Here is a 25,104-nt window from a genome sequence, read left to right on the forward strand (position 1 = left end):
TTAAGTACACTTTTAGTAACAAACCCGTATGTTTCAACCCCAATCAGCCATTGAATTTCGGCACAAAATGCCTACATCAGACAGGCGTAAGCAAGACGGCGAGGATGCCTAAAGTCGACGCTACCTCTTGCACGCACCGAAATCATAGCCCACGAAAAAGCCCGGCGCTCTTGAGAAAGAGGACCGGGCTCATCGATGTTTTATCGATACAATTTAGTTGTTGGTGTAAATCCAAGCCACAAATAGCATAATGGCAACGGCAACGATACTAAGCAAGACGAACAACACCTTGCCTATGATCTTGCGGCGTTTGCTTGCACTCAATGTGTGAATCTTGAATTTCTCCGATTCATCCATGTGGTGCGAATGGTGGCGCCCATGATGATGTTTGTGTTTGTTATTGTCCATATTACTGCTATTGATATTCAAGAATCAACCCAATGATTAGAATCGGAAGTCCATTTCCACATCCACCATGTTGTAGTTGTGCTTGGCCAGCGAGCGATCGTTGACACGGGCAAACTCAGCATTGACCTGGATGTTCTTAGTGAACAGATAGTCGGCGCCAACCTCATAGAAGGTCTTTGCGCGGCTCCAATCGGCTGTCGAACGATACAAATCGTAACGTGCCTTGACGTGCATCTTCTGCTTGATGATAGGAGCGATGACCAAGGCATACACACCGTCGGCCTTGCTGCCGAGCTTCTCATTGACGGAGCAGTTGCTCAAATCCTCGGCCTTCTCATAGGTCTTGGCAAAAGCCATGCCTGTAGAGTGCACATACTCTGAGCGAATGGTCCAATCGTCAAACTTATACTCACCCGAGATGGCATAGCGATGCTGGGGCAAACGACGAATGCCAGTCTGCTCAATGCCCTGTTCATTGGTCCATGTTCCCTTGCGGCTGTAGGAGCCTTCGCTGCCAAACACACCGATGCGCATGCCCTTGACGGGCATCACCCACACACCACCGATGAGGTCTTTCTGCTGATCCACATCCTTGGTGTTGATGCCTTGGCCGTTGAACACACCCACCTGATAGTGCAACAGGTTGCGACCGTTCACCTTGAGAAAGTCGCCCTGCAACTGAACACCGATGTCACGACCATTGGAAGCGTGCATGCCGCTACGGTCGGCGAAACCCGCCAACTTGCTGATGGGCTGGCTATATGACATGAAACCTTGGTCGATGGGGTGCATGGGGTTCTCAAACGTGAACGGACGCTTGAACTGTCCCATCTTCACTTTGAAGAAGTCGTACTTCTGCCACTCAGCGAAGAGGTCGACCAAACGGGGCGACAAGGTGTTGGTAGTGGTGTTGCCATTGAGCTGCACTTGCATCTTCCAATAAAAATCATCGGCGATGCGACCATCCAAAACTGCACGAACAATGCGCAAGTTGAACGAGTTGGCCTTGGCATTCTCCTGTCCGGAATACTGGTACTGGGTAAGCGCATAACCCGACAACTTGACTTGCGACAGCCATGAAGGCAATTTGGTCTGTGCATTGGCCACCATGACACTTGCAAGCATACATGCTGCCACTAACGTTTTTCTCATCTCTAAGGTTTTAGTTAATACTTGTTTAAATAACATTGCAAAAGTAATAAATTTATTGAAGAAAGAAAAAGGTTTGCAAAAAAATATAAAGCGTTTGAAAAAAATAAGTACATTTGCAATGTGATAAGTAAGAATAAGATAAAATACATAGCCGCATTGGGCCACAAGAAGCACCGCCAAGAGGAAGGGCTCTTTGTCGGTGAGGGACCCAAGGTGGTAGCCGACTTGCTGCAAGTGATGAAGCCTCGCCTCATCGTAGCCACCCAGCAGTGGCTCGACGAGGGCGGCAACGCACAAGCGGCCACGGCTGCGGCCGAGGTCATTACAGTGACCGACGACGAGCTGCGTAAGGTTTCGTTTCTCCAACACCCGCAACAGGTGTTGGGCGTGTTCCCCATGCCCAAGGCCAACGACCAAGAATCGTTGGACGACATGGGGCTGGTGTTGGCGCTCGACGGCGTACAAGACCCAGGCAACTTAGGAACCATCATCCGCATTGCCGATTGGTTTGGCATTACCAACATCTTCTGCTCGGCGGAGACCGCCGACCCATGGAACCCCAAGGTGGTGCAGGCCACAATGGGAAGCATTGCCCGTGTGAGGTTGCACACCATCGACCTGCCACAATGGATGGGCTCGCTGCCCAGTGGATACCCCGTCTACGGCACCTTGTTGGAAGGTAGCTCCATTTACGAGCAAGAGCTCTCAGCCAAGGGCGTCATTGTGATGGGCAACGAGGGAAACGGCATATCGCCCGCCATCCGACAGCTCATCACCCACAAACTGCTCATTCCCAACTATCCAGAAGGACGCCAAACGGCCGACAGTCTCAACGTGGCCATCGCCACAGCCATCACCTGCGCCGAGTTCAGGCGCCGCATGCCCACACACCCATAAACACCTACAACTCATGGAAACGGATTTGTATAAAATAAGAAGCACAAAGGCTTGCTTTCGCGCAGCATACGACTTGTATTGCTCCAACCTGAGAACCCTCTTCAAGAACACATGGCTTCCCGTGTTGGTTCTTTCAGCCATCGCCTGCCTTTCACACCTAATGATGTGGAACGAAAGCGCAAGAACCCTATCGGAAGCAGAGTCCACCTCCTCACCGGTGGCGTATATCGCTGAGAGCATCGGCCTGTCGGTCATGTGTGTGGTGGGGTTCATCTGGGCCTACTCATGCGTTTTCAGCCTGCTTAGCGGCAGGAGCCGCAAAGCCATCTGGCCACGCCTGTTACGGGCCACGCTGATTAACTTTGGCACATTCTTCGTGCTCATCCTGATAACCATATGCTTGGGCATGATTCCCATCTTCTTAGTGGCCAACAAAACAGCACCCATACCCGAGAGCACCCTAATGACCTCGGGCGCCATCATCATAGGCATGTACTTCGTTTGGGCCATTATCCTGATACCCACGATCTACTCAACGATGAAATACGTCATGGAACCCGAACAAAAAGCGGGCAGCATCCTGGGTTCATCCTACCGCCAAGGATGGCGCCACTGGGGCTTCCTGTTCATCTGCTTGCTGTTGGCTTGCATCATCTATTGGCTGGCCTTGAGCATCGTGGCCACACCAGAACTCATCCTGTTCTTGGCCAACTACACAAACGAAGCAGGCAAACTCATGGGCGATGTCTCAAGCTTGCCACCCTACTTCGGCTTCGCAGGCTACTTGATTTCATTGCCATGCGTCTTCGTGTGGAACTACCTCACGATATGGATCACGATGGTTTTCTATTACGTCTACGGTAGCATTGAGGCCAAGAAAAGAGCGACGACACAAACAACACAACCATAAATGGCACAAAGATTACTGTTTATCGATCGCGACGGAACCCTCATCGAGGAGCCACAAGACGAGCAGATCGATTCGTTCAACAAACTAAAATTCACACAAGGAGTATTTCGAAACCTCGCATTCATCAGCGCTCATCTCGACTTCAAACTCGTCATGGTGAGCAATCAGGATGGATTGGGCACACCATCGTTCCCAGAGGACACCTTTTGGCCTGTGCACAACTTCATTCTCCAAACATTGGAGAGCGAAGGCATCACGTTCGACGACCAACTGATAGACCGTCATTTTCCTGAGGACAACTCGCCCATGAGAAAGCCTGGGACGGGCATGCTGAAGAAATACCTAGACAATAGCGACTACGACATCGCCCACTCGTGGGTCATCGGCGACCGCGAGAGCGACGCACAACTGGCCGAAAACATGGGATGTAAGTCGCTGATCCTGGGAAAGAACGGCATGACATGGGACAAGATCAGCGAGATATTGTTTGCCGGGGAACGCATAGCCGAGGTGGAGCGAAACACCAAAGAGACGCAAATCCACGTGAAGATAAACCTCGACGGGTCGGGCAAGACCGACATATCGACGGGCCTTGGTTTCTTTGACCACATGCTTGAGCAAATAGGCAAGCATGGCATGATGGACCTGACCATCAAGACCCATGGCGACCTTTGGGTGGACGAGCACCACACCATAGAAGACACCGCCATCGCATTGGGCGACTGCCTGCGTAAGGCGTTGGGCGACAAACGCGGCATTGAGCGCTATGGCTATTGCCTGCCTATGGACGATTGCCTATGCCAAGTGGCCCTCGACTTCGGTGGACGCCCCTGGCTGGTATGGGATGCCACCTTCACACGCGAGAAGATTGGCGAAATGCCCACCGAGATGTTCTTCCACTTCTTCAAGAGCCTCAGCGACTCGGCGCTCATGAACCTAAACATCAAGGCGGAAGGACAAAATGAGCACCATAAGATAGAAGGCATCTTCAAGGCCTTGGCAAGAAGCTTGAAGATGGCCGTAAAAAGAGACATCTATCACTTTGAGCTCCCCAGTACGAAGGGCACATTGTGATAGATGCCTATAGGTTGCGCTGATATCAGCCACAACACTTTTACCCCCAATGGGCCATTAGGCCAAAACACTAATAAGAATTAAACTCTAATGGCCTATTGGGGTTTGATCATCGAAAGGAAATATTCGTGGACCCGGGGGTCGTCGTTGAGCTCCGGATGGAAGGCTGTGACCAGCTGACTGCCTTGGCGGGCAGCCACCATGTTGCCGTCGACAACAGCCAAGACCTCGGCAGAAGCCTCCACCTTTTCTATATATGGGGCACGGATGAAGGTCATGGGAATGTCGCCCACAGAAGCAAACGGCGCTTCCGTTGAGAAACTTCCGAGCTGTCGGCCATAGGCATTGCGCTTAACGCAAATATCCATGGTTGCCAGTCGCTCACGGTTCTCACCCTCAACACTCTTCGCCAACAAGATAAGGCCAGCGCAAGTGCCGAAAACGGGCAGGCCGCCAACAATCGCCTCGCGGATGGGTTGAAGCAAACCGAGGTCGTGAAGGAGCTTCGACTGCGTGGTCGACTCACCGCCGGGAATGATCAATCCATCCTTCGGCTGTTGCCAATCAGACAGTTGGCGAACCTCAAAACTATCAACCCCGAGTTGACGAAGCATCGCTTCATGCTCCACAAATGCACCCTGAAGGGCAAGCACAGCTATTCTCATATTCTTACTGTCCTCTCTCAGCCATCAACGTTTTAATCTCCTGCTCGTTGATTCCCACCATGGCAGGACCAAGGTCCTCGCTCAACTCGGCAATCTTCTTAGCGTCCTTATAGTTGGTAACGGCCTGAACAATAGCGGCAGCACGCTTCACGGGATCGCCACTCTTGAAGATACCAGAGCCCACGAACACGCCCTCAGCGCCCAACTGCATCATCAGGGCAGCGTCGGCGGGTGTAGCTACACCACCAGCAGCGAAATTCACCACGGGCAACTTGCCATTGTCGTGAACATACTTCACCAACTCATAGGGAGCCTGCAACTGCTTGGCAGCCTCGTACAACTCGTCCTCCGACATGCTTGTGAGACGGTGAATCTCACCCTGCATCATGCGCATGTGCTGCACAGCCTGCACCACGTCGCCTGTTCCAGGTTCGCCCTTCGTACGAATCATCGATGCACCCTCAGCGATACGGCGCAAAGCCTCGCCCAGATTTCTTGCACCACAAACGAAAGGCACCTTGAACTTTGTCTTGTCGATATGATAAACATTGTCGGCCGGAGACAGAACCTCGCTCTCGTCGACATAGTCGATCTCAATAGCCTCCAAAACCTGAGCCTCAACGAAATGGCCGATACGGCACTTGGCCATGACGGGGATAGACACTGCCTGCTGGATGCCCTTGATCATCTTGGGGTCGCTCATGCGCGACACGCCACCAGCTGCACGGATGTCGGCGGGAATGCGCTCGAGTGCCATAACGGCACACGCACCTGCCTGTTCAGCGATTTTTGCCTGCTCGGGTGTTGTCACATCCATAATCACGCCGCCTTTCAGCATCTGTGCCAAGTTGCGGTTCAGTTCTTGTCTGTTTTCCATTAGTTTATGATTTTAAAAGTTAGTTATGTTATTATTCATTAACCAGGCCATACTCATGGTAATGGCTACGGTACTCGGTTGGCGTCATTCCAGTGAGCTTTTTGAAGAACTTCGACAGATGGGCCTGGTTGGCAAAGCCAAAGGCCAGGGCGGTCTGCTGAATGGTGTCGTGCGTGGCAGCCAAATGGGCCTTGATATCTTCCACCAGATAAGCGTCGACAATGCTTTTGGGCGATTTGCCCGCCACCAGTCGGCACACCTGACCGAGATAGCGGCTGCTAACGTTCAGCACATTGGCATAGTGGGAAACGTCGGCCTTGGTCGACGATTCCTTCTTCACTAAATTGATGAACTCGGCATACAGTTCCCCACTCCGTCCAGTAAGTTTGGCACTCTTCGAGAAGAGATTGGTGGCAAACGCATGCGCCTTGGCGATGGCGTCGCTCACGCTGTCGCCCTGGTTGAGGTAAACGGCAAGGGCCGAAGCGAACATGTTGACACTTCCGTGGTCGGCCGCATCGTCGAGGAAGCACACGTTATCGGCAATGCAATCGCTCAGCAGCAGGTCGCTCTCGCGGCGCCGCATGATGATGACCTTGCACAGGGGGAACAACTTATGACGGATCATCTCAATGGTCGCCGTTCCCATCAGTCGGTCGCCGTGGCTGGAGAAGAGCACTGGAGCGTACACCACCGACTTGGGCTTGTAACGCCGCAAGGCACTCACAATGGCTTTCAGTACCTCCGTGTTTCTAACCATTCCTATCTTCACCGTCTCGGGCATCACATCATCGACGATGGCGTCAAGCTGTCCGCTGACAATGGGAGCCGGCAAATCATAGAAATGCTGGATACCCAGGGTGTTTTGCAAGGTCACCGAGGTGATGACCGACACGGCCTTGGAGCCGAGTGCCGATATCGTGGTGATGTCGGCCTGAACGCCCGATCCACCTGTGCTGTCGCTTCCCGTGATGGTAAGTATTGCCGAATTACTCATTAACTGAATTCATTTCGAATGCAAAGAAAACAAAAATTAGGGTAAAAGGCGAATTTTATTCCCTTTTTGACAAACATTTCTTCATTTTGGACATTCACCGAGTGCGCTTGAAACAAATGCTCCTCTGAAGGGTAAAGAGCAACCAAGGTGGGAATTTAACACTACAACTTCCGGCTCCTACTCCATAAAACATAATTTACCGTAAAAATGCAAAAGCAAGTATAAGTTTTAACACTCAAAACTTGCAATTGCCCAAAAGATTTTCTTTTTTTGCAAAAAGAAATACGAAAACTTTTCTATGGGTGTCGCTTATAACAACCATCTAAAACTAGGAAACTATGAAACAGGCTATACTTATATTAGCGCACAAAGATTTTGCAGCCTTGAGAAAGTTAATAGCTTATTTCAAGCAAGATTGTTATGTGTTTGTTGAAGTTTACGTAGGATCTGACAATAATATACCAGAAGGTTATTCTGTACAATTCCGTCTAGATGATTTTGAGGGCAACTACATGGAAACACAGATATTAAAAAAATCCCGCCAGAAGGCTCAAGCTACGCAAAAAGTAGGCACATTTCAGTATGTAAAAGACAAGAACTACAGGATGTTCATCAAAATCTTTCATAATAACAACATTATAGAAACAGCCCAATTACCTTAGCTTTTGTGGTCTGATCTGAGTTTTTTCATTTTAGGCGCTTCATCTATATCTGTTGGAATTCAATCCTTTTGCCCATGAAGACTACAAGTAGTTTCATACTAACTTTAGCAACCTTTGCCTGCATATGTAGCTGGCAAAGCAACGTCTATGCACAAAGAACAGACATTGAGAAACGCTTGTCCACCGCTCCTGTGCAGGAGAAGGCCTATCTGCACCTGGACAACAACTGCTACTTCCTGGGCGACACCATCTGGTATAAGGCATACTTGGTGGAGGCGGGCAACCTACGACCGACGGCGGATAGCCGCATTCTCTATGTGGAACTGGTGGATCCTGAAGGACATGTCGTAGAGCGGCATCGGCAATACATCGGGCGGCCCGATGCCGACCATGGAGACTTCGCGCTGGCCGACACGCTCCACTCTGGCTATTATGAGCTTAGGGCCTACACCCGATGGATGATGAACTTCTGCGTGACCGAGCGCCCCTACAACCGCAAGGACCGCGAGCTGTTTTACAACCGACAGATGGCCAAGGACTTCTTCCGCGACTACGGCACGGTTTGGTCGCGTGTGGTGGCTGTGTATGAGCGCCCCGAGAAAGCAGGTGACTACAGCGACCGTCAAATGATGCCACGCCCCAGGCAACGGGCCTTGAAGCCCAAGAAGCCGAGCCTTAACGTCAAGTTTTACCCCGAGGGCGGCAACCTGATCGCTGGCACACGATGCCGAATAGCCTTCGAGGCTCTCAACGAGGAAGGAGAAGCCGTGAACGTGACAGGCAAGATGGAGGGACAAGATATACGTGCCGACTTCATGGGGCGCGGCATCTTTACATATGATGTGCCTGAAGATGGTAAGCCATGCGCCACCTTCGACTACAAAGGCACCCATTATCGCTTTGCGCTACCCGACATCCTGCAGCAGGGGCTCACGCTACATGTCGATGAGGGAAACGTGACCTTGCAAGGCCGAGGGCTCTCAGCAAAGCATCTCAAGGTTGCCTTCCTCACCCGAGGAATGTTACGATCCCTCAAGGAGGTGTCATTAGATGCCAAGGGCGATGGCACCATTCGATATGACAGAAGCCTATTTCCGACGGGCGTGTGCGACCTTGTCGTTTATGACGAAAACGGCAATGTATTGGCCGACCGCCTGTTCTTTGTCAATCACCACGACTATGAACAACGCCACATCGCCATCGAGGGGAAAAAGAGCCAGTACCAGCCATACGAAAAGGGAGACCTAACGCTGACGCCACCGAGAGACGTAAGTACGCTCAGCGTGGCCATTCGCGACCAGCGTGGCATGGAGCCGTCGTATGATGACGGAACGCCTCTCACCGATCTCCTGCTCACCAGCGACCTACAGGGGTTTGTGGCGCGTCCTTACTACTACTTTGAGCGAGACGACAGCCTGCACCGCGCACGACTCGACAACCTGCTGATGGTGCAGGGCTGGCGGCGCTATGACTTCAAAGCGCTGACTAACGGCAAGCCTCTGCGCTACAGCCCAGAGAAGAACATCGAGATAGACGGCACTGTCTACAAGGCTCCCGTCGTCGACCCTATCGAACCCGCCGAGCTCCCCCTTTGGCGTGACGGTATCTTCGGTCGCACTTATGACGAAATGACCAACCCGGCAAACTTCCCGGCATTGGAGAGTTGGTTAGCCTCAACGAAAATCGTGGGAGAACAAGGATACCTGGCAGAGAAGGAACGGGGCGTGCTGCTATCGCAAGCCGAGCTGGAAAGCAAACCGGGAAACGATTCATCTGAAGACACGCACGACAACGCCACTGACGAGGAGCAAATGCAGGATGTGGAAAAAGATTATGGCATCAATCACCCTGGTCTGAAACACGAAGTGACCGTCGAGGGCGAGATGACACTCATAGGGCCCAAGGGGGAAAAATCGACACCTTTCACGCTACAGACCACAGGTGGCGGGCGGTTTCATTTTCAGATAGCACCTTTCTGGGGAGAGGGACGCCTGCTACTGAGTGCCCATAAGCAGGACATCAGCACCGAAGAATGGCACGCCAACCACACGAAGGACATCTTCGACGAGGAAGCGTGGCCCGACTACTACGTCAAACTCGATATGTTCTACCCCGTCTTTGCGCGTAAATATTCTTGGTATGAGACCCATCGCCCCGCTACGAGTCAGCAAACGGACGAGGCGGGCCATGCGGAGACGTGGACCAACGATCCAAGCATCACCCTACCCCAGGTGAGCGTGACAGGCCGACGGCGCCGCAGCAAGCAGGCCATCGACTGGAGACGGCCCGTCTGCCAATACGATACGGAGCAACTCTACAACCTCGCCACTGATTACGGCCTCTCGTTTGGCAAAGTCAACTTCCGACGCCTGCCCTATCAGCTAAGTGTGCTTCTCTTCGGCAACTATGGCACCACGTGGACATTCAACGTGGAAGGGCACCTCGACGGCATGCTCTTTTACCGAAGCTTCGACACCGGCAGGACCAAGATGATGGAGGCTCCCATGAACCGCAGCAACTACAGCATCTACAAGGACCTCTTTCTGCGCCGCCAACAAACCGTCAAGTTCTACACCGACTTTGACCTGCGCAACTGCGACCGCTACATGGAGATGAGCAGCCAGACGGCCGATGTCACCCTGGACTTTGAGACGATCCCCAACGACGGCACACGCTACACCATGCGCGACCGCAGCCTCGTCCTACCAGGCATTGCCGAGCCCGACGAATACTACCACCCGGACTACAGCCATCGGCAGTTGCCCCGGTACGCAGATTACCGACGCACACTCTATTGGAACCCCTGCCTAAGAGTGGGCGCAACAAGCAAGGCGAACGCCACCTTCTATAACAACAGCCAAAAGACCCATGTGCAGGTTAGCGCCATGGGTATGGGTTCCTTGGGCCCCGCCTACCATTAAGAAAGGAGTTATTATGAAAAAAGTCATTATCCTCATCATGACGTTGCTATGTGCCCTGGCGCATATCAGCGCTCAGAACACCTATACGGCCCGCGTGGTAGACGCGACTACAGGCGACGCCTTACCCATGGCGAGCGTCTACATCAGCTCCTCCCACTCCACCATCACCAACCAAGAAGGCGACTTCTCCATCAAGGCACACCCAGAAGATATGCTGCACATCACCTACGTGGGCTACAACGGCAAGAACATCAAGGCCAGCGACTTGGGTCGCAAGGTGGCGCTCAAGCCCTACACCCGCTTGCTGAAAGAGGTGATCGTCACGCCCATCGATATTGAGGGATTGCTCAAGAAGTTGACAAAGAAGCTCAACGACGAGTACAACAAGTTCAGGGGCATACAGTCCAACTACTTCTTCCGTCAGGTGACGCAAAACGACACCACCTACAACGAGCTCATCGAGGCTTTCTTCCGCACCAGGTCGGACATCGCCCTGCGCGAATTCATGCTCACCACGGGGCGCTATGGCAACATCGAGAGTGGCGACACGCTGAAGCCCTTCTATAAGTTTCGCGATTATTACAAGACCTCCTGCATTGCACCCATGCTACCAGAGTCGGGCATTTGGCGGCAACTCTACACCCCATTGCCCTACGAGTGGATCAAACATTATTATGACAAGCTATACGACCTGTCGTACGCCATCCTGCAAGGGGAGGACAGCACACGCATCCTCCTTCTTCAGTTTGATTTGCCATCGGATAGGGTGAAGGCCAATGGCGAGCGGATGACGCAAGATGAAATGGCATCGCTCCTACCGCCCACGCTGACCGGACGATTGATGATCGACATGGATAAGCTGCGCCTACTCTCATTTCGGGGAATGGTACGTAACCAATTGGTAAAGACACGTTTCAGAAACACAAAACGCATCGCATATAGCAAACGCAACATTGAGATACAGATGACCTACACGCACAACCGAGGATTCGACGAAGTGGCCTCCATCGGCACGCGCATGCTCGTCGACCGCGGCAAGGACGATTATAGGGGTGTCTATTGGAGCACAATGTTCAACATTGGCGACTACGACATCGGCGAAGGCGTCTCCACACGTTGGGAAGACATCTACTACGCCCTACGGGAGCGGGGCAACGACGAAACCTTCCGCAAGCACTACAAGATCGTGAAGACCACGTCGACGGAGGAGGCCATCATCAAGGAGTTTGAACGCAACAACTGCTTCGGAAGTTTCATCCGCTAAAACACGCGGCATTTTTCAGGCCGACGCACCCCATCTCCAACACCCCTGACAACAAAAAAGGAACAATTTCGCCATAAAACAACAAAAAGCAAGTCAAAAGTTTGGTGGAAAGAAAAATAATGCCTATCTTTGCACACGCTTACAACAAGCAGGTACGGTACCTTGTCCGAACGGTCAGGTAACGGTCTGCAAAACCGTTCAAGGCGGTTCGACTCCGCCAGGTACCTCAACATTTATCAAGAGCACTGCAAACGCAGTGCTCTTTTTGTTTTATATCCATTGCCACTCCGCAGCATACCGAACATCATGCAACCCCTACCGGTTCCCTGAAGACACGCCAACCGTTACTTCTTGCCATAACCATACAACAACGAAAAGCCGTTGGCAACCGCGACTTTCGTGTCCTCGGTTGCCAACGGCAACATTCTTTGCGTCGTTCAGAAAAGACTGACGCCTCTTATGATTCAGCGCGATGGTTTCGTTTTACTTCTGCAAGTGATCCACAAACCATGTGGTGATTTGGCGCAAGAGGTGGTTTCTTGAATTACCACCATAGATGCCATGGTTGCGGTTTGCATAGAAAAGCTCCTTGAAATCCTTGTCGGCCTGCACAAGAGCCTCAGCATACTCGAAGGTGTTCTGCGGGTGCACGTTGTCGTCGGCGGTACCGTGGCAGATAAGCAGTGCACCATGAAGCTTGTCGGCACGCGAGATGGCGCAATCAGCATAACCCTCGGCATTCTCCTGAGGAGTGCGCATGTAGCGTTCGGTGTAGACAGAATCGTAATAGCGATAGCTTGTCGGAGGAGCAACAGACACACCTGCCTTGAAGACGGGACGGCCCTCGCTCATGCTCATCAGCGTGCAATAGCCACCATACGACCAACCCCAGATACCGATATTGTCCTTATCGACATAAGGCAGTGAGCCAAGGTAAAGGGCTGTTTCCACCTGGTCCTTAGCCTCCAGGTTGCCGAGGTGCAGGTAGGTGCACTTCTCAAACTCAGCACCATTTGCGCCCGTGCCACGGCCATCGACGCAAACCACGATAAAGCCCTGTTGAGCGAGATACTGGTCGTAAGCGCAACCCTGCCCCATAGAACCGGCATTCCAAGAGTTTACAACCTGCTGGCTGCCGGGGCCGCTATACTGGAACATGATAACAGGATACTTTTTGTTGGGATCGAAATTGGCAGGCTTAACCATCCAACCGTCGAGTTTCACACCCTCAGAGGTGGTGAAAGAGAACATCTCGTTCTTCGTCCATCCATACTGCCGGGTCTTGGCCCGCAGCTCCTTGTTGTCTAGGTTGGTGGCGATCACCTTACCCTGATTGTTGCGTGTGGTATAAACGTAAGGATTGTTGATGTCGCTCCATGTGTTGACGAAATACTTGCAATCGCCCGAGAAAATGGCCTCGTTCCATCCCTCCTGATTGGTAAGACGCACGGTCTTGCCATTCTTGCGGGTCACCATGATCTGACGGTCGTGAGGATTGAGCGGAGCAGCCTGGTAATACACGTCGCCCGTCTTCTCGTCGTAGCCGTAAACCTTGGTGATGTCGTACTTGCCGTCGCCAATCTTGCGAAGCAACTTACCATTCTGGCTGTAGAGATAAAGGTGCATGTAACCATCGCGGTCGGAAGGCATCAGGATATAGTCCTTGCCAATGCGGATAGCCTCCATAGCCTCTTCCTTCACATACTTGGCCACGCTCTCCTTAATCAACAGCTGCGACAGGGTGCTGCGCGGGTTGACCGTGTAGAGATTGAGCACGTCCTGATGACGGTTCATGGTGTAAACCAATATCTTCTCGGGATTCTCGGTAGGCAAGATGCGGGGCATGTAGCCATCCTCATCCATCGGAACCTGCAGCTGCTGGGTCTTGTGGCTCTTGATATCGTAGCTCCAAGCCGTCACCTTCGAGTTGTCCTCGCCAGCCTTCGGGTACTTGTAGCTATAATAACCGGGATACAACTCAAACTCCTTCTTCTCAGGTTTCATGCCCTTATACAACTGCAAAGAGTACTCCTTCACCTTCGACTCGTCGAACTTGAGCCAGCACAACATCGTACCATCGGCGTTGAAGGTCAACGCGCTGTTGAACGCAAACTCCTCCTCGTAAACCCAATCGGGAACGCCATTGATGATCTCGTTAAACTTACCATCGGTAGTGACCTGACTTTCGCTGTTGTCGTAGAGCAACTTCACCAGGAAGATGTTGTTGTCACGCATGAAAGCCACTTGGTTTCCATCGGGCGACCATACGGGCATCTCCTGCGGACCTCCTGCTGAAAGACGCTCCAACTTGTGAGAGTCGACAGTATAGATATAGAAATCGGCCTTGTATGAGCGACGGTAAATCATCTGTGTGTTTGTACGGATGAGCATGTGCTTTCCATCGGGGGCCATCTGGTAACCATCGAAACCTTTGATCTTCTCGCCATGCGTATTGTTGACGTCGAAGAGCACACCCGTCTTCTTACCGGTCTTGAAAGAGTACTGCACGATCTGACTGCCGTCTTGAGAGATCTGCGCATACTGGTCGGTTCCAGCGAGTGGGTCGATTCCACTAATACGGTGGGCCGAGAACTCACCTTGGGTCAGTCTCTTCAAGTCAATCTTGTCAGCGGCATTCGCACCCAACACCGTCAGGAGGATTGCCAAACACATCAATGTGATTTTTTTCATTTTACTATTAGTTTAATGGTCATTACTTGCAAAGTTAAACACATTTTGATAAATTTGCAAAGCATTACACCAATATTTGCAAATATATTTATGAAGGGCCTCAGGCCACTACACAATGTTTTATAAAGACTATAGCCATTGGATACGCGAGCAGTTCCCTTTTCGCGTGCAAAAGATATCTGTCGACGCTGCCTTCAGCTGTCCCAACCGAGACGGACGCCTGTCGTTGGGCGGATGTACGTTTTGCGACAACAAAACCTTCAACCCTTCCTATTGCGACCGAGGGAAGTCGATCACACAGCAACTCGAAGAGGGCAAGGCGTTCTTTGCAAAAAAATACCCAGAGATGAAATACCTGGCTTACTTCCAGGCTTACTCCAACACATACGCACCCTTGGAGGAACTGAAAAGGAAATATGAGGAAGCACTTGCCGTCGACAATGTGGTGGGCTTGGTTATCGGCACCCGACCCGACTGCGTGAGCGACGAGGCACTCGACTACCTGCAACAGCTCAACCAACGCACGTTCCTCATCGTGGAATATGGTATCGAGTCGGCCAATGACAACACCCTACGACGCATCAATCGCGGCCACACATTCGACTGCAGCAGACAAGCCATCATCAAGGCCCACCAAAGGGGGATCATCACCTGCGGACACATCATTCTCGGATTGCCAGGCGAGGACGAAGAGGAAATGCTTCATCAGGCCTCAACCATCTCCCAACTACCGCTTGACATCCTCAAACTCCACCAACTGCAAATCATCAAAGGCACACCTTTGGCAAAGGAATACGAGGCGCACCCCTTCCACGTCTTCTCAGCAGAAGAGTATGTAAACCTTGTGATTCGCTACGTATCACAGTTGCGAAACGACCTGGTCCTTGAACGGTTCGTAAGCCAAAGCCCTCCCAACATGGTGATTGCACCCAAATGGGGGTTGAAGAACCATGAGTTTACCGACTTGCTCAATAAGCGAATTCGCGAACTGGGATACGACCATCGTTAAGAATGACGCTTCAAGACAGATAGACGACATAGCCTCTACACCTATTATATATAGGTGACTTTCATTTCCTGTGGACGCAGAACACCATAGGAACTACAAGTTTCTCCTCAGCCTTCGGGTTGAGAACTATGTTGGCATCCATCTCACGAGAGTCATGGCAATTATAGTGCAAAGCGCGCCCATGAAGGCATACAAGAGGATTGCACAAGCGACCTGGGTAATCCGTAAAAAGCAAAACAAGGAGCATTAAATCGACAAAAGCGCAGCGGATGCACATTACGCAAAGGTGCATGTGGTTTCTGCGTTGGAAAAGAAATGCGCGAGACTGAATGCGAAGAACCAACATAACCCCAACCCTTAAAAAAACATAAAAGGGATGATTTCTGCGATACGAAGCACACCATTATCACCACTTCAAACTAACGGGAAACACAATGAATGGCGTTCGAATTTAGAAACATATCGCCCAAAAGACCATAAGGGCAGGCTACGGAGTACCCCAAAAATCCCCAAAACGAGCAGTCGGAACACAAAAACACGCTTTCAAACCGTCATGCACGGGGCGAGACACATGTTTTTTTCACATTCCACTGCATATTTTATACAGAATGAATACAAGACCTCAATCGATCGTTTTACGACCAAATCACACCAACAAGAACCTTTTAGGCAGTTTGCTTAATATATTATATATAAGGTGAACTAATAAAATTGCATTTTTTTGAAAAAAAACTCGCGAAAAGTTTGTGGATTCAAAAAAAACCTGTACCTTTGCACTCGCATTTAGAGAAATGCTTCTGGCAACAGAAAACAAGCGGCAATAGCTCAGTTGGTAGAGCGCGACCTTGCCAAGGTCGAGGTCGCGGGTTCGAGCCCCGTTTGCCGCTCAACATTCTGAATAACCAAGCGACTGAAAAGTCATATGCCCAGGTGGCGGAATTGGTAGACGCGCACGTTTCAGGTGCGTGTGTTTTACGACGTGCAGGTTCGAGTCCTGTTCTGGGCACAAATTATTCAGAATGTATACATTTGGAGGGGTGGCGGAATTGGTAGACGCGCTACTTTGAGGGGGTAGTGACAATTATGTCGTGGGAGTTCGAGTCTCCTCCTCTTCACTTGTATGATTTTAACGTGTGCGGCAATAGCTCAGTTGGTAGAGCGCGACCTTGCCAAGGTCGAGGTCGCGGGTTCGAGCCCCGTTTGCCGCTCTTTTTTTTATTGTATTGAGATACACACCTAATCAATGAATTTATATTTAAGATATTTCGATAAGGAAACACTTGTTTCCAATGTTGATGAGGCTCTTGATTTCCTGCGTTCCATTGATGAAATACGAGTAACTCCGGAGTTGGAGGCTGATTTGCGCGATTACGCCCAGAGCGATGTGTTTTTCCCAAAGCGTTACAAGGTGCGTTCGCACATTTACTTCATTATCATCAAAACCGCAGCCGAGACCATGCTCGACTTCAAGCAGAAGAAAGCTCTTCGCCCCGCTCCCAATCAGGCTGTTGCGGATCGCCGCAGCATGAATGAGATGGTTGTGAACCGTTTGACCGAGGAGAAGGCTGGATGGTATGAGGGCGAGCTCAGCTTCAAGCGCGTTGTGATGATCCCTACCACAGGAAAGCACGAATATCGCGACACTACATTTGTGGCGCGTTGCAAGGCTACCTCAGGTCAGGACTGCTACAACCGCATCGTGGAGCACCTGCGCGAGCGAGTCGACTATCGTAGCCAGTTCCCATCAGCCAAGGGCAAGAATTTCAACTTCAAGTACCTTGGACGCTGGAAATAATTCCATCACAGAGTGTGTAAACCCATCATAATTGTTTGCTACCATGAATAAGGTAATGCTGATTGGCAACGTGGGCAAAGACCCCGATGTGCGTTATTACGACGCCGACCAAGCGGTAGCCAAGGTTACATTGGCTACCACCGAGCGTGGATACACGCTGAAGAACGGCACGCAGGTACCCGACCGTACCGATTGGCACAACCTCGTGTTCTATCGCCAGCTGGCTAAGGTGGTTGAACAATATGTCCACAAAGGCGACAAACTGTATGTGGAAGGTCGCCTGCGTTACACAACATTCGACGACCAATTGGGTAAGCGTCATTACGTTACCGAGATATTGGTGGAAAATATGGAAATGCTTACGCCGAAGCCTCGCGCCAACGAGGCCGACAAGGCGGAAACGCAACCCACCGTCAAACCATCGACAGCAAACGACGATGATAGCTCACTACCCTTCTGATTAACGCGAAGATATTTTGGAGACAATCCTATTATTCCAATTAAGTGACTGGCTGGTGTTAAGACCATTAACACCAGCCATCGTAGTAGCAGCTGTGTTGGCTGCTTTCTTGCTTTTCTTGTCGGGCTTCGCCAGTGGCTCGGAGATAGCCTTTTTCAGTCTCTCACCGCAAGACCTCGATGAACTCGACCCTGAGAAAAACGATAAGGACCGTAAGATCCAAATGTTGCGGGACGACTCGGAGCGCACGTTGGCCACAATCCTCATCATGAACAATCTGGTGAACGTCACCATCATCATGTTGTGCAACTTTGCCATTGGGTCACTGGTGGCGTTCAAGGTGCAATGGCTCGAGTTCTTGTTGATCACCGTGCTCCTCACGTTCCTCTTGCTCCTTTATGGCGAGATTATGCCCAAGGTGTTTAGTCGCCAGAACCCATTGGCCTTCTGCCGCATGGCGGTAAACGGAGTCATGCTGATGCGCAAATTGTTCTGGCCCATCGAGTCGATCCTGATCACCAGTGGAGTCATTGCAGAAAAAGCTGTTCCCAAGGAGAAGCGCCAACTCTCGGTCGACGACTTGGAACAGGCGCTCGAACTGACCGACAAAGACGACATCAAGGACGAGAAGAGCATGCTGCAAGGCATTATCCGCTTTGGAGATGAAACCGCCAAGGAGGTGATGACCAGCCGACAGGACATTGTCTCGATCGACATTCGATGCGGTTTTCAAGAGGTGCTGACCAGCATTGCCGAGAACAACTATAGCCGCATACCTGTGTATCAGGACAATGGCGACAACATTCGCGGCATATTATACATCAAGGACTTGTTACCGCATCTGTCAAAGCCATCGAATTTCAGATGGCAGAGTCTGATGCGCCCACCCTACTTCGTACCCGAAACCAAGAAGATCGACGCCTTGCTCCGCGAGTTTCAGGAGAACAAGGTACACATCGCCATTGTTGTCGACGAGTTTGGCGGCACCAGTGGCCTCGTCACTCTTGAGGACATTTTGGAAGAAATCGTTGGCGAGATCAACGATGAATATGATGAGGAGGAGAAATCTTACTCTAAACTGAACTACAACACCTATCTCTTTGAGGGCAAGACCTTGTTGAGCGACTTCTGCAAGATTCTGCAAATCGACGACGATGAGTTCGACGATGTGGCGGGCGATGCCGATACCCTGGCCGGACTGTTACTGGAACAGAAAGGCGATTTCCTCAGCATTCACGAGAGATGGGATTATAAGCGCTATTCGTTTGAGGTGATGGCTGTGGAGGGTCGCCGAATCAGCCGTGTGAAAGTAACGGTACACAACAAGCCACAAGATGCCCCTGCAAAGAATTGACGAAGTGGCGCCGGGTGTGAAACTCGGTCTGTGGCGCATTACGGAACAAACCGAGGAATTGCCGAGGCCCACAACGGCTGACGTTTCGGCTTACCACGGCGGTCGACTTAAAGAGAAACTCGTTACCTATGCGTTGCTCCATGCCATGACCGGAAACAACGACGGGATAATTGGACACGACTCCTCAGGAAAGCCGCTCTTAGCGAACATGCACATCAGTCTCAGCCACACCAAGGGATGGGCCGCACTGATCTTATCACCCTATCAGGAAGTAGCAGTCGACATAGAGTATCGCTCGAACCGTGTGTGTCGCGTGGCCGACCGTTTTATGCGTGACGATGAGGAGAAAGGTGGGGTCGACATCCAACTTACCTGCTGGAGCGCAAAGGAAACTACCTTTAAGTTTTTCTCAGCCGACCATTTATTGTTTCAAGACATGCGGATGGCACCTTTCACACCTTCTGACCATGGCGTATTGACCATGGAGAACTTGCGTAGAAAGATCCATTTAACAGTACACTACGAACTCAATGCTGACTATGTGCTGACATGGGCCACAAGCCTATAATAAGATATGGCGCTTATCGCTCCACCTTGACTTTGAGGGGATGCAATAAGCGCTTTTTCCAATCTTTAAGAAACGCAAACCACGTTTTCGCTGTGTGGTAACCGTAATCCTCGTTATCGCTGGTGTAGGCCAAATGATAGCGAAGTTGACATCCCACGGGCTTCACAGTGAAAGTGTAATTGTCTTTCGTGGCTGGCCATTCCCGATCGCGATATGCCGTAGGAACAAAGATGCCCAATCCCACCGTCTCACGTTTCCAGTTTAACGTGTCGGTAGCGGGCCAATCGGTTCCCCAACAACCGCGCAAACCATCCTTGTCAGAAAATTCTTCAGAGCCCCTTACATTGATCACGCCAGTTGAAAACAATGAACTCGAAAGGTCACGATTGAACGAAGCCTCCACTTCAAAATCTCGATGGCCGGCGTAAAGCGTGTAGCGCAAAATCATATTGATGGGAGCTTCACCAGCCTTATACGCCCATTCCTCATCGGCCATCTCCACAATGGTGCGAATAGGTCCGGCACAAATAATGCGCTGCGAACGTTGCTTCACCGGGGAAACGAGCGAGGGCTGTCCGTCCCAACCTCTCAACGCACCCAGTCCGAACGTATTGCCCACCCATAGCACATCGTCGCCATAGCCTTGCGCCTTTTGGGCTGGAGATGTGTAAAACTGCGTGTCGTAGAGTTCCAAGCCTTGATGAAACTTACCATAAAGATCGATGGTTTGGCGCGCGTCCATGTAGATGCGCATGGCGACCAGGTCGTTCTCGAAGGCCACTCCATGATGATGCAGCACCGTGAAGGGATCTTTGGTAGAAGCGTCGAGAGTAATGGCCGTAAGGTAGATGTCGTGCTTGTTCTTCTCCTTTACTTTCGGGTTGCGCAACATCATCTCGGCATAAGTGCGAGCAGGGTAAGCTGTAGTCCATTCCTCATCCGACAGATTAACTACCACGTGTTGCACCTCACTCTTCTTAATGTCGGTCAGGAAAGACAACTCATCGTATTGACCATCCCGATCGAGGTCGTCTAATTGACAGGCTACATCCCGCCCATTCACACGGACTGTAGCGCTGCGGATATTCTTATGGGTTCGGACATTCAAGGTTACAGGTGCTTGTTGCTGGGAAACATCGCTACTCACCGTTAGGCGAACTACTTCTTGCGCCCGCGCAAACAAGCCAAAGAAAAAAGCAGGAAAAAGAACAGAAAAGTATTTCATATAGTATGACTCGTTGTTTGTAGAAGCAAAATTACCAATTAATTCGTATTCCGCTTGTCGGAAAATACGTTTTCTTATGGATATTTTCAGAAAAATAAACGTATCGGACCAATATTTCACATTATTTTTAATATTTTTAGCTTATTATTTGGAAACAAAAAGGTTTTTTAGTAATTTTGCGGTAAAATAGGAAGGATAGCGTGCGTAGAATTACCTACATATTGTTTGCAATGCTTCTCTTATGCTCGGCATGCGAGTTTCGCTTGAGACCAAACGAAGATGAGCAGGATGCCAGTCATATCCACGTAGAGCGATATGACCGGTTACAGAGCCGTTATCTCATCACAGGCGACTTCTCAGCCTTACAACAGATGAACACCGAGTATCCCATTGAGACACGCACACTGGTGGAGAAAATGCTTCAGATAGGTGACGTGAGCGACCACAATATCAACGAGAAGTTTCTCCGCTTTTACCAAGATTCCACTTTACAGACGCTTATTGGCGACGCCGAGTCGGAGTATGCCAACATGGACGACCTCAACGAAGGATTCCGCTTAGCGTTCCGACAGTTGCAAAGTTGGATTCCCGGATTACCCATTCCGCGCATCTATGCGCAAATAGGTGCGCTCGACCAAAGCATCGTGGTAGGCGATAGGGTCATCGGTATTTCGCTCGACAAATACATGGGATCGAAATACCCCCTCTACCAACGCTATGGCTATTCGCCCGAGCAACTAAGCACCATGGGACGTAACTTTATCGTGCCCGATGCACTTAGCTTCTACCTCTTAAGCCTTTACCCCATGGCCAACTACGACCGTCGTAGTCAAATGGAAAAGGACCTACACATGGGCAAAGTGATGTGGGTGGTCAACAAAGCTACGGGCATGAAGATGTTCAACACCGATTTCGTGAAGATGGTTGACCGTTACATGCACCGTCATCACAAGGTGACGGTTTCTGAACTTTTGGAATGCGACAATTATTCAAAATTTAAGTGACGCAACAGTTGGTAACAGCCCACAATACACAATCGCTATCCGATAGTTTTCCACATCGGACAAACACACAAAACCAATTGATCATTAACAAAAGGCCCCAAGACAACTTGGAGCCTTTTGCATTATAGAGAGACTATAATCATTCTATACGAGACCAACAGGGCATCAGTCCATTCGACTGCGGTAATCCTCATAACCGTACTGGCGGAGCACCTCAAGTTCACCATCGGCATGGGCCAAGGCAAGCGACGGATGGGTAATACCATTAAACATGTTGGTCTTCACCGTTGTGTAGTGTATCATATCCTCAAAGATCACATTCTCACCTACCTTGAGTTCATGATCAAACTGCCAACGGCCCATAAAGTCGCCACTTAGGCAAGAACAACCACCCAAACGGTAGATATGCTCACCTTGTCCGTCGGGAATACGACCCTCTGCATCCTCTTCTATAGTACGCGCAAAACGCACAGCAGGATGATAGGGCATTTCCAAGCAGTCGGGCATATGACAAGTGAAACTCACGTTGAGTATAGCTGTTCGTACGCCATGGTTCTCCACTACATCGACCACCTGACTCACAAGCGGCCCCGTTTGCCAAGCAAAAGCGCTACCTGGCTCCAAGATGACATGAAGATGCGGATAACGTCGGTGAAAGTCTTGCAAGATGCTAATAAGCAACGATGTGTCGTAATCGTTACGTGTCATGAGGTGGCCACCACCAAAATTAATCCACTTCAGCTGCGGGAACCACTTAGAAAAACGCTCCTCAATATGTGCCAACGTGCGCTGGAACACATCAGGACCGCTCTCGCAAAGGGTGTGGCAATGGAAGCCTTCGATGGACGACGGCAACTGCTCAGGCAACTGCGAATTGAGCACGCCAAAGCGAGTGCCCGGCGCACAAGGATTATAAAGCACCGTCTCCACCTCGCTATATTCCGGATTGACACGCACGCCCAGGCTAATCGACGGATTGACTGTTTTGGCGCGATCGGCCAAACGTTGCCATTGGCTAAGCGAATTGAACGTAAGGTGACTCGAACAACGGGCTATCTCATCAATCTCATCATCGGTGTAGGCTGGTGAGAAGGTATGGGTTCGACTGCCAAACTCCTCATAACCCAAACGAGCCTCACTAAGCGAACTGGCCGTTGTGGCCGAAATATACTCGCGAAAGATGGGAAACGTCTTCCACAAAGCGAAAGCCTTAAACGCCAGAATAATCTCAGCATCAGCGGCTTGCGACACCTGCGAGATGAGTTGCAAGTTGCGGCGCAGACGCGATTCCTCTAAAACATAAACGGGGTGATGAAGTTCCTCAAAAGTTGTCAGGTTTATTTTCATCGCTATAATTTTCTGCAAAGATAAGTTTTATTTCCCAATATTATTGCTGATTTAACGGAAAATTCATACATTTGCACTTGAAAAGTAACGTCTACGATGAAATTAGTTATCATGACTAAGTCCACATTTTTTGTGGAAGAAAATATCATCCTGTCTGCCCTCTTCGATGAGGGCATGACCAACTTGCACCTGTTTAAGCCCGGGGCAGCGCAGCTCTACACCGAGCGACTGCTTACGTTGTTACCCGAGGAGCACTATAAGAAGATCACCTTACACGACCAATACTACCTAAAAGACGAGTACGGGCTGGCAGGCATCCACATAGATAATCCCATGGAGGATATTCCCAATGGATACAAGGGAAACGTCTCGCGCACGTGTTGCGATCTCTCATCGCTGAAGATGATGAAGAAAAAATCAAAATACGTGTTCCTAAAGAACATACACGACTGCATAGAGTTTAAGAAGGAGAAACAAACCTTCAACAACATGCAGCTCATGGAAGCCTCACGCAGTGGCCTAATCGACAAACACGTGTACGCATTGGGAGGTATGAGTATCGACAACATCAAGGCAGCCAAAGACCTTGGCTTCGGGGGTGTGGTCATCTGCGGCGATTTGTGGTGCAGGTTCAACATACACAACCAAATGGACTTTAAGGACCTTATAAGCCACTTCAAAAAGTTGCGCTACGCCGCCGACTAATTGCTTTGGACACTTTTATTAAATATAAACGCTATACAAAATGAGTGAAAATAACTCTTTCTTGGTTTTCTCGGGTACAAGCACGAGATACCTTGCAGAAAAGATTTGCACCAGTCTGGGATGCCCGTTGGGAAACCTTGTCATGACAAAGTTTTCTGATGGCGAGTTCTCCGTCTCCTACGAGGAGTCGATTCGCGGACGCGATGTCTTCCTCGTTCAGAGCACCTTCCCCAACTCCGACAACCTGATGGAGTTGTTGCTGATGATCGATGCCGCAAAGCGCGCATCAGCTCGTCAGATCATTGCCGTCATCCCCTACTTCGGATGGGCGCGTCAGGACCGCAAGGACAAGCCAAGAGTGAGCATCGGTGCCAAGCTCGTGGCCGACCTTTTGGGTGTGGCTGGCATCGATCGTCTGATTACTATGGACCTGCACGCTGACCAGATTCAGGGATTCTTCGACGTTCCCGTAGACCACCTTTACGCAAGTGGCGTGCTGCTGCCCTACTTACAGAGCCTGAACCTGAAAAACTTGGTTATCGCTTCGCCTGATGTAGGCGGCTCAAAGCGCGCCAACACCTACGCCAAGTATCTTGGTTGCCCGCTGGTGCTCTGCAACAAGACACGTGCTCGTGCTAACGTGGTGGAGAGCATGCAGATCATCGGTGATGTGAAGGACAAGAACGTTGTCATCGTGGACGACATGGTCGACACAGCAGGAACCATCACAAAGGCTGCCGACATCATGAAGGAGGCTGGCGCACTGAGCGTAAGAGCCATTGCCAGCCACTGTGTTATGAGTGGTCCCGCATCAGAACGTGTGCAGAACAGCTGCTTGGAAGAAATGGTCTTCACCGACTCTATTCCTTACACACAGCGTTGTTCAAAGGTGAAGCAGCTTAGCGTAGCCGACATGTTTGCCGAGACCATCAAGCGTGTCATCAACAACGAGAGCATCTCTTCACAGTACCTCGTATAATACCATAAGGTAAAGACCAATACAAACACAGGGCGCTCAAAACAGAGCACCCATTTTGTAACCACTTACAACATAACAATATGCCTAAAACTGTATCAACGCCCCTTTGCGTTGGTACAGTTTTTTATTGCCCATAATCC

At 50.6% G+C, this 25,104-nt stretch carries 21 protein-coding genes and 5 tRNA genes; 19 read left to right on the top strand and 7 right to left on the bottom strand.

Going from position 1 to position 25,104, the window contains the following annotated elements:
• Nucleotides 1–444: 444 nt before the first annotated feature.
• Nucleotides 445–1,560, bottom strand: coding sequence for a porin (locus KM934_RS05540; RefSeq protein WP_215759633.1), 1,116 nt, complete (start codon nucleotides 1,558–1,560; stop codon nucleotides 445–447).
• Nucleotides 1,561–1,680: 120 nt separating this feature from the next.
• Here KM934_RS05540 and KM934_RS05545 point away from each other — a divergent pair, with 120 nt between their 5' ends.
• Genes KM934_RS05545 through hisB form a run of 3 tightly spaced genes read left to right on the top strand, consistent with a single transcriptional unit; the run spans nucleotide 1,681 to nucleotide 4,441 of the window.
• Nucleotides 1,681–2,457 (top strand): TrmH family RNA methyltransferase, encoded by a 777-nt coding sequence (locus KM934_RS05545; RefSeq protein WP_215759634.1) that lies wholly within the window; start codon nucleotides 1,681–1,683, stop codon nucleotides 2,455–2,457.
• A gap of 13 nt (nucleotides 2,458–2,470) precedes the next feature.
• Nucleotides 2,471–3,367 carry a hypothetical protein gene (locus KM934_RS05550; RefSeq protein ID WP_215759635.1) on the top strand — a complete coding sequence of 299 codons (897 nt, stop codon included), beginning with the start codon at nucleotides 2,471–2,473 and terminating at the stop codon, nucleotides 3,365–3,367.
• Entirely contained in the window at nucleotides 3,368–4,441 is a 1,074-nt protein-coding gene (gene hisB, locus KM934_RS05555) for a bifunctional histidinol-phosphatase/imidazoleglycerol-phosphate dehydratase HisB (protein WP_215759636.1), read from the top strand. It abuts the gene before it with no gap.
• Nucleotides 4,442–4,536: 95 nt separating this feature from the next.
• Here the strand turns inward: hisB and pdxT are convergent, their stop codons facing one another.
• From pdxT to KM934_RS05570, 3 genes are read right to left on the bottom strand one after another with little or no spacing between them, the layout of a single operon-like run.
• Nucleotides 4,537–5,106 carry a pyridoxal 5'-phosphate synthase glutaminase subunit PdxT gene (pdxT, locus tag KM934_RS05560; RefSeq protein ID WP_215759637.1) on the bottom strand — a complete coding sequence of 190 codons (570 nt, stop codon included), beginning with the start codon at nucleotides 5,104–5,106 and terminating at the stop codon, nucleotides 4,537–4,539.
• Nucleotides 5,107–5,110: 4 nt separating this feature from the next.
• On the bottom strand, nucleotides 5,111–5,983 hold the full coding sequence (gene pdxS / locus KM934_RS05565; protein ID WP_215759638.1) for a pyridoxal 5'-phosphate synthase lyase subunit PdxS: 873 nt from the start codon (nucleotides 5,981–5,983) through the stop codon (nucleotides 5,111–5,113).
• A 31-nt stretch (nucleotides 5,984–6,014) separates the two neighbouring features.
• Nucleotides 6,015–6,980 (bottom strand): bifunctional hydroxymethylpyrimidine kinase/phosphomethylpyrimidine kinase, encoded by a 966-nt coding sequence (locus KM934_RS05570; protein WP_215759639.1) that lies wholly within the window; start codon nucleotides 6,978–6,980, stop codon nucleotides 6,015–6,017.
• A gap of 338 nt (nucleotides 6,981–7,318) precedes the next feature.
• Here KM934_RS05570 and KM934_RS05575 point away from each other — a divergent pair, with 338 nt between their 5' ends.
• The 4 genes from KM934_RS05575 to KM934_RS05590 all read left to right on the top strand — a co-directional run bounded on the left by KM934_RS05575 (nucleotide 7,319) and on the right by KM934_RS05590 (nucleotide 12,054).
• On the top strand, nucleotides 7,319–7,642 hold the full coding sequence (locus KM934_RS05575; RefSeq protein WP_215759640.1) for a hypothetical protein: 324 nt from the start codon (nucleotides 7,319–7,321) through the stop codon (nucleotides 7,640–7,642).
• Between the two features lie 74 nt (nucleotides 7,643–7,716).
• Entirely contained in the window at nucleotides 7,717–10,563 is a 2,847-nt protein-coding gene (locus KM934_RS05580; RefSeq protein WP_215759641.1) for a hypothetical protein, read from the top strand.
• Nucleotides 10,564–10,576: 13 nt separating this feature from the next.
• The gene (locus tag KM934_RS05585; RefSeq protein WP_215759642.1) at nucleotides 10,577–11,827 is read left to right on the top strand and encodes a carboxypeptidase-like regulatory domain-containing protein; all 1,251 of its coding nucleotides are present in this window, start codon (nucleotides 10,577–10,579) and stop codon (nucleotides 11,825–11,827) included.
• 156 nt (nucleotides 11,828–11,983) lie between these two features.
• A tRNA-Cys gene (locus tag KM934_RS05590) sits at nucleotides 11,984–12,054 on the top strand.
• A gap of 256 nt (nucleotides 12,055–12,310) precedes the next feature.
• Here KM934_RS05590 and KM934_RS05595 read toward each other — a convergent pair.
• Nucleotides 12,311–14,518, bottom strand: a complete 2,208-nt coding sequence (locus KM934_RS05595) for a S9 family peptidase (protein WP_215759643.1) — start codon at nucleotides 14,516–14,518, stop codon at nucleotides 12,311–12,313.
• Nucleotides 14,519–14,633: 115 nt separating this feature from the next.
• Between KM934_RS05595 and KM934_RS05600 the strand changes: the two genes are divergently transcribed.
• From KM934_RS05600 to KM934_RS05640, 9 genes are all read left to right on the top strand, one after another.
• Nucleotides 14,634–15,527, top strand: coding sequence for a TIGR01212 family radical SAM protein (locus KM934_RS05600; protein ID WP_215759644.1), 894 nt, complete (start codon nucleotides 14,634–14,636; stop codon nucleotides 15,525–15,527).
• Between the two features lie 814 nt (nucleotides 15,528–16,341).
• Nucleotides 16,342–16,414: transfer RNA gene (locus KM934_RS05605), tRNA-Gly, on the top strand.
• A 37-nt stretch (nucleotides 16,415–16,451) separates the two neighbouring features.
• A tRNA-Leu gene (locus KM934_RS05610) sits at nucleotides 16,452–16,533 on the top strand.
• A 25-nt stretch (nucleotides 16,534–16,558) separates the two neighbouring features.
• A tRNA-Leu gene (locus KM934_RS05615) sits at nucleotides 16,559–16,642 on the top strand.
• A 20-nt stretch (nucleotides 16,643–16,662) separates the two neighbouring features.
• Nucleotides 16,663–16,735, top strand: a tRNA-Gly gene (locus KM934_RS05620).
• 35 nt (nucleotides 16,736–16,770) lie between these two features.
• Complete coding sequence (locus tag KM934_RS05625) at nucleotides 16,771–17,322, top strand: hypothetical protein (protein WP_215759645.1); 552 nt, start codon at nucleotides 16,771–16,773, stop codon at nucleotides 17,320–17,322.
• 43 nt (nucleotides 17,323–17,365) lie between these two features.
• Nucleotides 17,366–17,782, top strand: a complete 417-nt coding sequence (locus tag KM934_RS05630) for a single-stranded DNA-binding protein (protein ID WP_215759646.1) — start codon at nucleotides 17,366–17,368, stop codon at nucleotides 17,780–17,782.
• A gap of 52 nt (nucleotides 17,783–17,834) precedes the next feature.
• On the top strand, nucleotides 17,835–19,136 hold the full coding sequence (gldE, locus tag KM934_RS05635; RefSeq protein ID WP_252344907.1) for a gliding motility-associated protein GldE: 1,302 nt from the start codon (nucleotides 17,835–17,837) through the stop codon (nucleotides 19,134–19,136).
• Nucleotides 19,117–19,704 carry a 4'-phosphopantetheinyl transferase superfamily protein gene (locus KM934_RS05640; RefSeq protein WP_215759648.1) on the top strand — a complete coding sequence of 196 codons (588 nt, stop codon included), beginning with the start codon at nucleotides 19,117–19,119 and terminating at the stop codon, nucleotides 19,702–19,704. Before gldE ends, KM934_RS05640 begins: the two co-directional genes overlap by 20 nt.
• Nucleotides 19,705–19,717: 13 nt before the next feature.
• On the opposite strand, the gene KM934_RS05645 is transcribed toward KM934_RS05640, so the two are convergent.
• Nucleotides 19,718–20,929 carry a DUF4861 domain-containing protein gene (locus KM934_RS05645; RefSeq protein ID WP_215759649.1) on the bottom strand — a complete coding sequence of 404 codons (1,212 nt, stop codon included), beginning with the start codon at nucleotides 20,927–20,929 and terminating at the stop codon, nucleotides 19,718–19,720.
• A gap of 200 nt (nucleotides 20,930–21,129) precedes the next feature.
• On the opposite strand from KM934_RS05645, the gene KM934_RS05650 reads away from it, so the two are divergent.
• On the top strand, nucleotides 21,130–21,933 hold the full coding sequence (locus KM934_RS05650) for a gliding motility protein GldB-related protein (RefSeq protein ID WP_441704228.1): 804 nt from the start codon (nucleotides 21,130–21,132) through the stop codon (nucleotides 21,931–21,933).
• A gap of 165 nt (nucleotides 21,934–22,098) precedes the next feature.
• On the opposite strand, the gene nspC is transcribed toward KM934_RS05650, so the two are convergent.
• Complete coding sequence (gene nspC, locus KM934_RS05655; protein WP_215759651.1) at nucleotides 22,099–23,280, bottom strand: carboxynorspermidine decarboxylase; 1,182 nt, start codon at nucleotides 23,278–23,280, stop codon at nucleotides 22,099–22,101.
• 96 nt (nucleotides 23,281–23,376) lie between these two features.
• Between nspC and KM934_RS05660 the strand changes: the two genes are divergently transcribed.
• Together KM934_RS05660 and KM934_RS05665 are read left to right on the top strand one after the other, a co-directional pair.
• Entirely contained in the window at nucleotides 23,377–23,985 is a 609-nt protein-coding gene (locus KM934_RS05660; protein ID WP_215759652.1) for a thiamine phosphate synthase, read from the top strand.
• Nucleotides 23,986–24,025: 40 nt separating this feature from the next.
• Nucleotides 24,026–24,964 carry a ribose-phosphate pyrophosphokinase gene (locus tag KM934_RS05665; protein ID WP_215759653.1) on the top strand — a complete coding sequence of 313 codons (939 nt, stop codon included), beginning with the start codon at nucleotides 24,026–24,028 and terminating at the stop codon, nucleotides 24,962–24,964.
• Nucleotides 24,965–25,104: the final 140 nt, after the last annotated feature.

Source organism: Hallella faecis, assembly GCF_018789675.1.
GTDB classification, from domain to species: domain Bacteria; phylum Bacteroidota; class Bacteroidia; order Bacteroidales; family Bacteroidaceae; genus Prevotella; species Prevotella faecis.

What these genes read in the sequence shown, in the direction of transcription:
- KM934_RS05600 (WP_215759644.1), top strand. Translation starts at nt 14,634, where the DNA reads ATGTTTTATAAAGACTATAGCCATTGGATACGCGAGCAGTTCCCTTTT.
- KM934_RS05645 (WP_215759649.1), bottom strand. Translation starts at nt 20,929, where the DNA reads ATGAAATACTTTTCTGTTCTTTTTCCTGCTTTTTTCTTTGGCTTGTTT.
- KM934_RS05665 (WP_215759653.1), top strand. Translation starts at nt 24,026, where the DNA reads ATGAGTGAAAATAACTCTTTCTTGGTTTTCTCGGGTACAAGCACGAGA.
- KM934_RS05570 (WP_215759639.1), bottom strand. Translation starts at nt 6,980, where the DNA reads ATGAGTAATTCGGCAATACTTACCATCACGGGAAGCGACAGCACAGGT.
- KM934_RS05640 (WP_215759648.1), top strand. Translation starts at nt 19,117, where the DNA reads ATGCCCCTGCAAAGAATTGACGAAGTGGCGCCGGGTGTGAAACTCGGT.
- KM934_RS05595 (WP_215759643.1), bottom strand. Translation starts at nt 14,518, where the DNA reads ATGAAAAAAATCACATTGATGTGTTTGGCAATCCTCCTGACGGTGTTG.
- pdxT (WP_215759637.1), bottom strand. Translation starts at nt 5,106, where the DNA reads ATGAGAATAGCTGTGCTTGCCCTTCAGGGTGCATTTGTGGAGCATGAA.
- KM934_RS05625 (WP_215759645.1), top strand. Translation starts at nt 16,771, where the DNA reads ATGAATTTATATTTAAGATATTTCGATAAGGAAACACTTGTTTCCAAT.
- nspC (WP_215759651.1), bottom strand. Translation starts at nt 23,280, where the DNA reads ATGAAAATAAACCTGACAACTTTTGAGGAACTTCATCACCCCGTTTAT.
- hisB (WP_215759636.1), top strand. Translation starts at nt 3,368, where the DNA reads ATGGCACAAAGATTACTGTTTATCGATCGCGACGGAACCCTCATCGAG.
- KM934_RS05575 (WP_215759640.1), top strand. Translation starts at nt 7,319, where the DNA reads ATGAAACAGGCTATACTTATATTAGCGCACAAAGATTTTGCAGCCTTG.
- KM934_RS05630 (WP_215759646.1), top strand. Translation starts at nt 17,366, where the DNA reads ATGAATAAGGTAATGCTGATTGGCAACGTGGGCAAAGACCCCGATGTG.
- KM934_RS05585 (WP_215759642.1), top strand. Translation starts at nt 10,577, where the DNA reads ATGAAAAAAGTCATTATCCTCATCATGACGTTGCTATGTGCCCTGGCG.
- KM934_RS05660 (WP_215759652.1), top strand. Translation starts at nt 23,377, where the DNA reads ATGAAATTAGTTATCATGACTAAGTCCACATTTTTTGTGGAAGAAAAT.
- KM934_RS05550 (WP_215759635.1), top strand. Translation starts at nt 2,471, where the DNA reads ATGGAAACGGATTTGTATAAAATAAGAAGCACAAAGGCTTGCTTTCGC.
- pdxS (WP_215759638.1), bottom strand. Translation starts at nt 5,983, where the DNA reads ATGGAAAACAGACAAGAACTGAACCGCAACTTGGCACAGATGCTGAAA.
- KM934_RS05540 (WP_215759633.1), bottom strand. Translation starts at nt 1,560, where the DNA reads ATGAGAAAAACGTTAGTGGCAGCATGTATGCTTGCAAGTGTCATGGTG.
- KM934_RS05580 (WP_215759641.1), top strand. Translation starts at nt 7,717, where the DNA reads ATGAAGACTACAAGTAGTTTCATACTAACTTTAGCAACCTTTGCCTGC.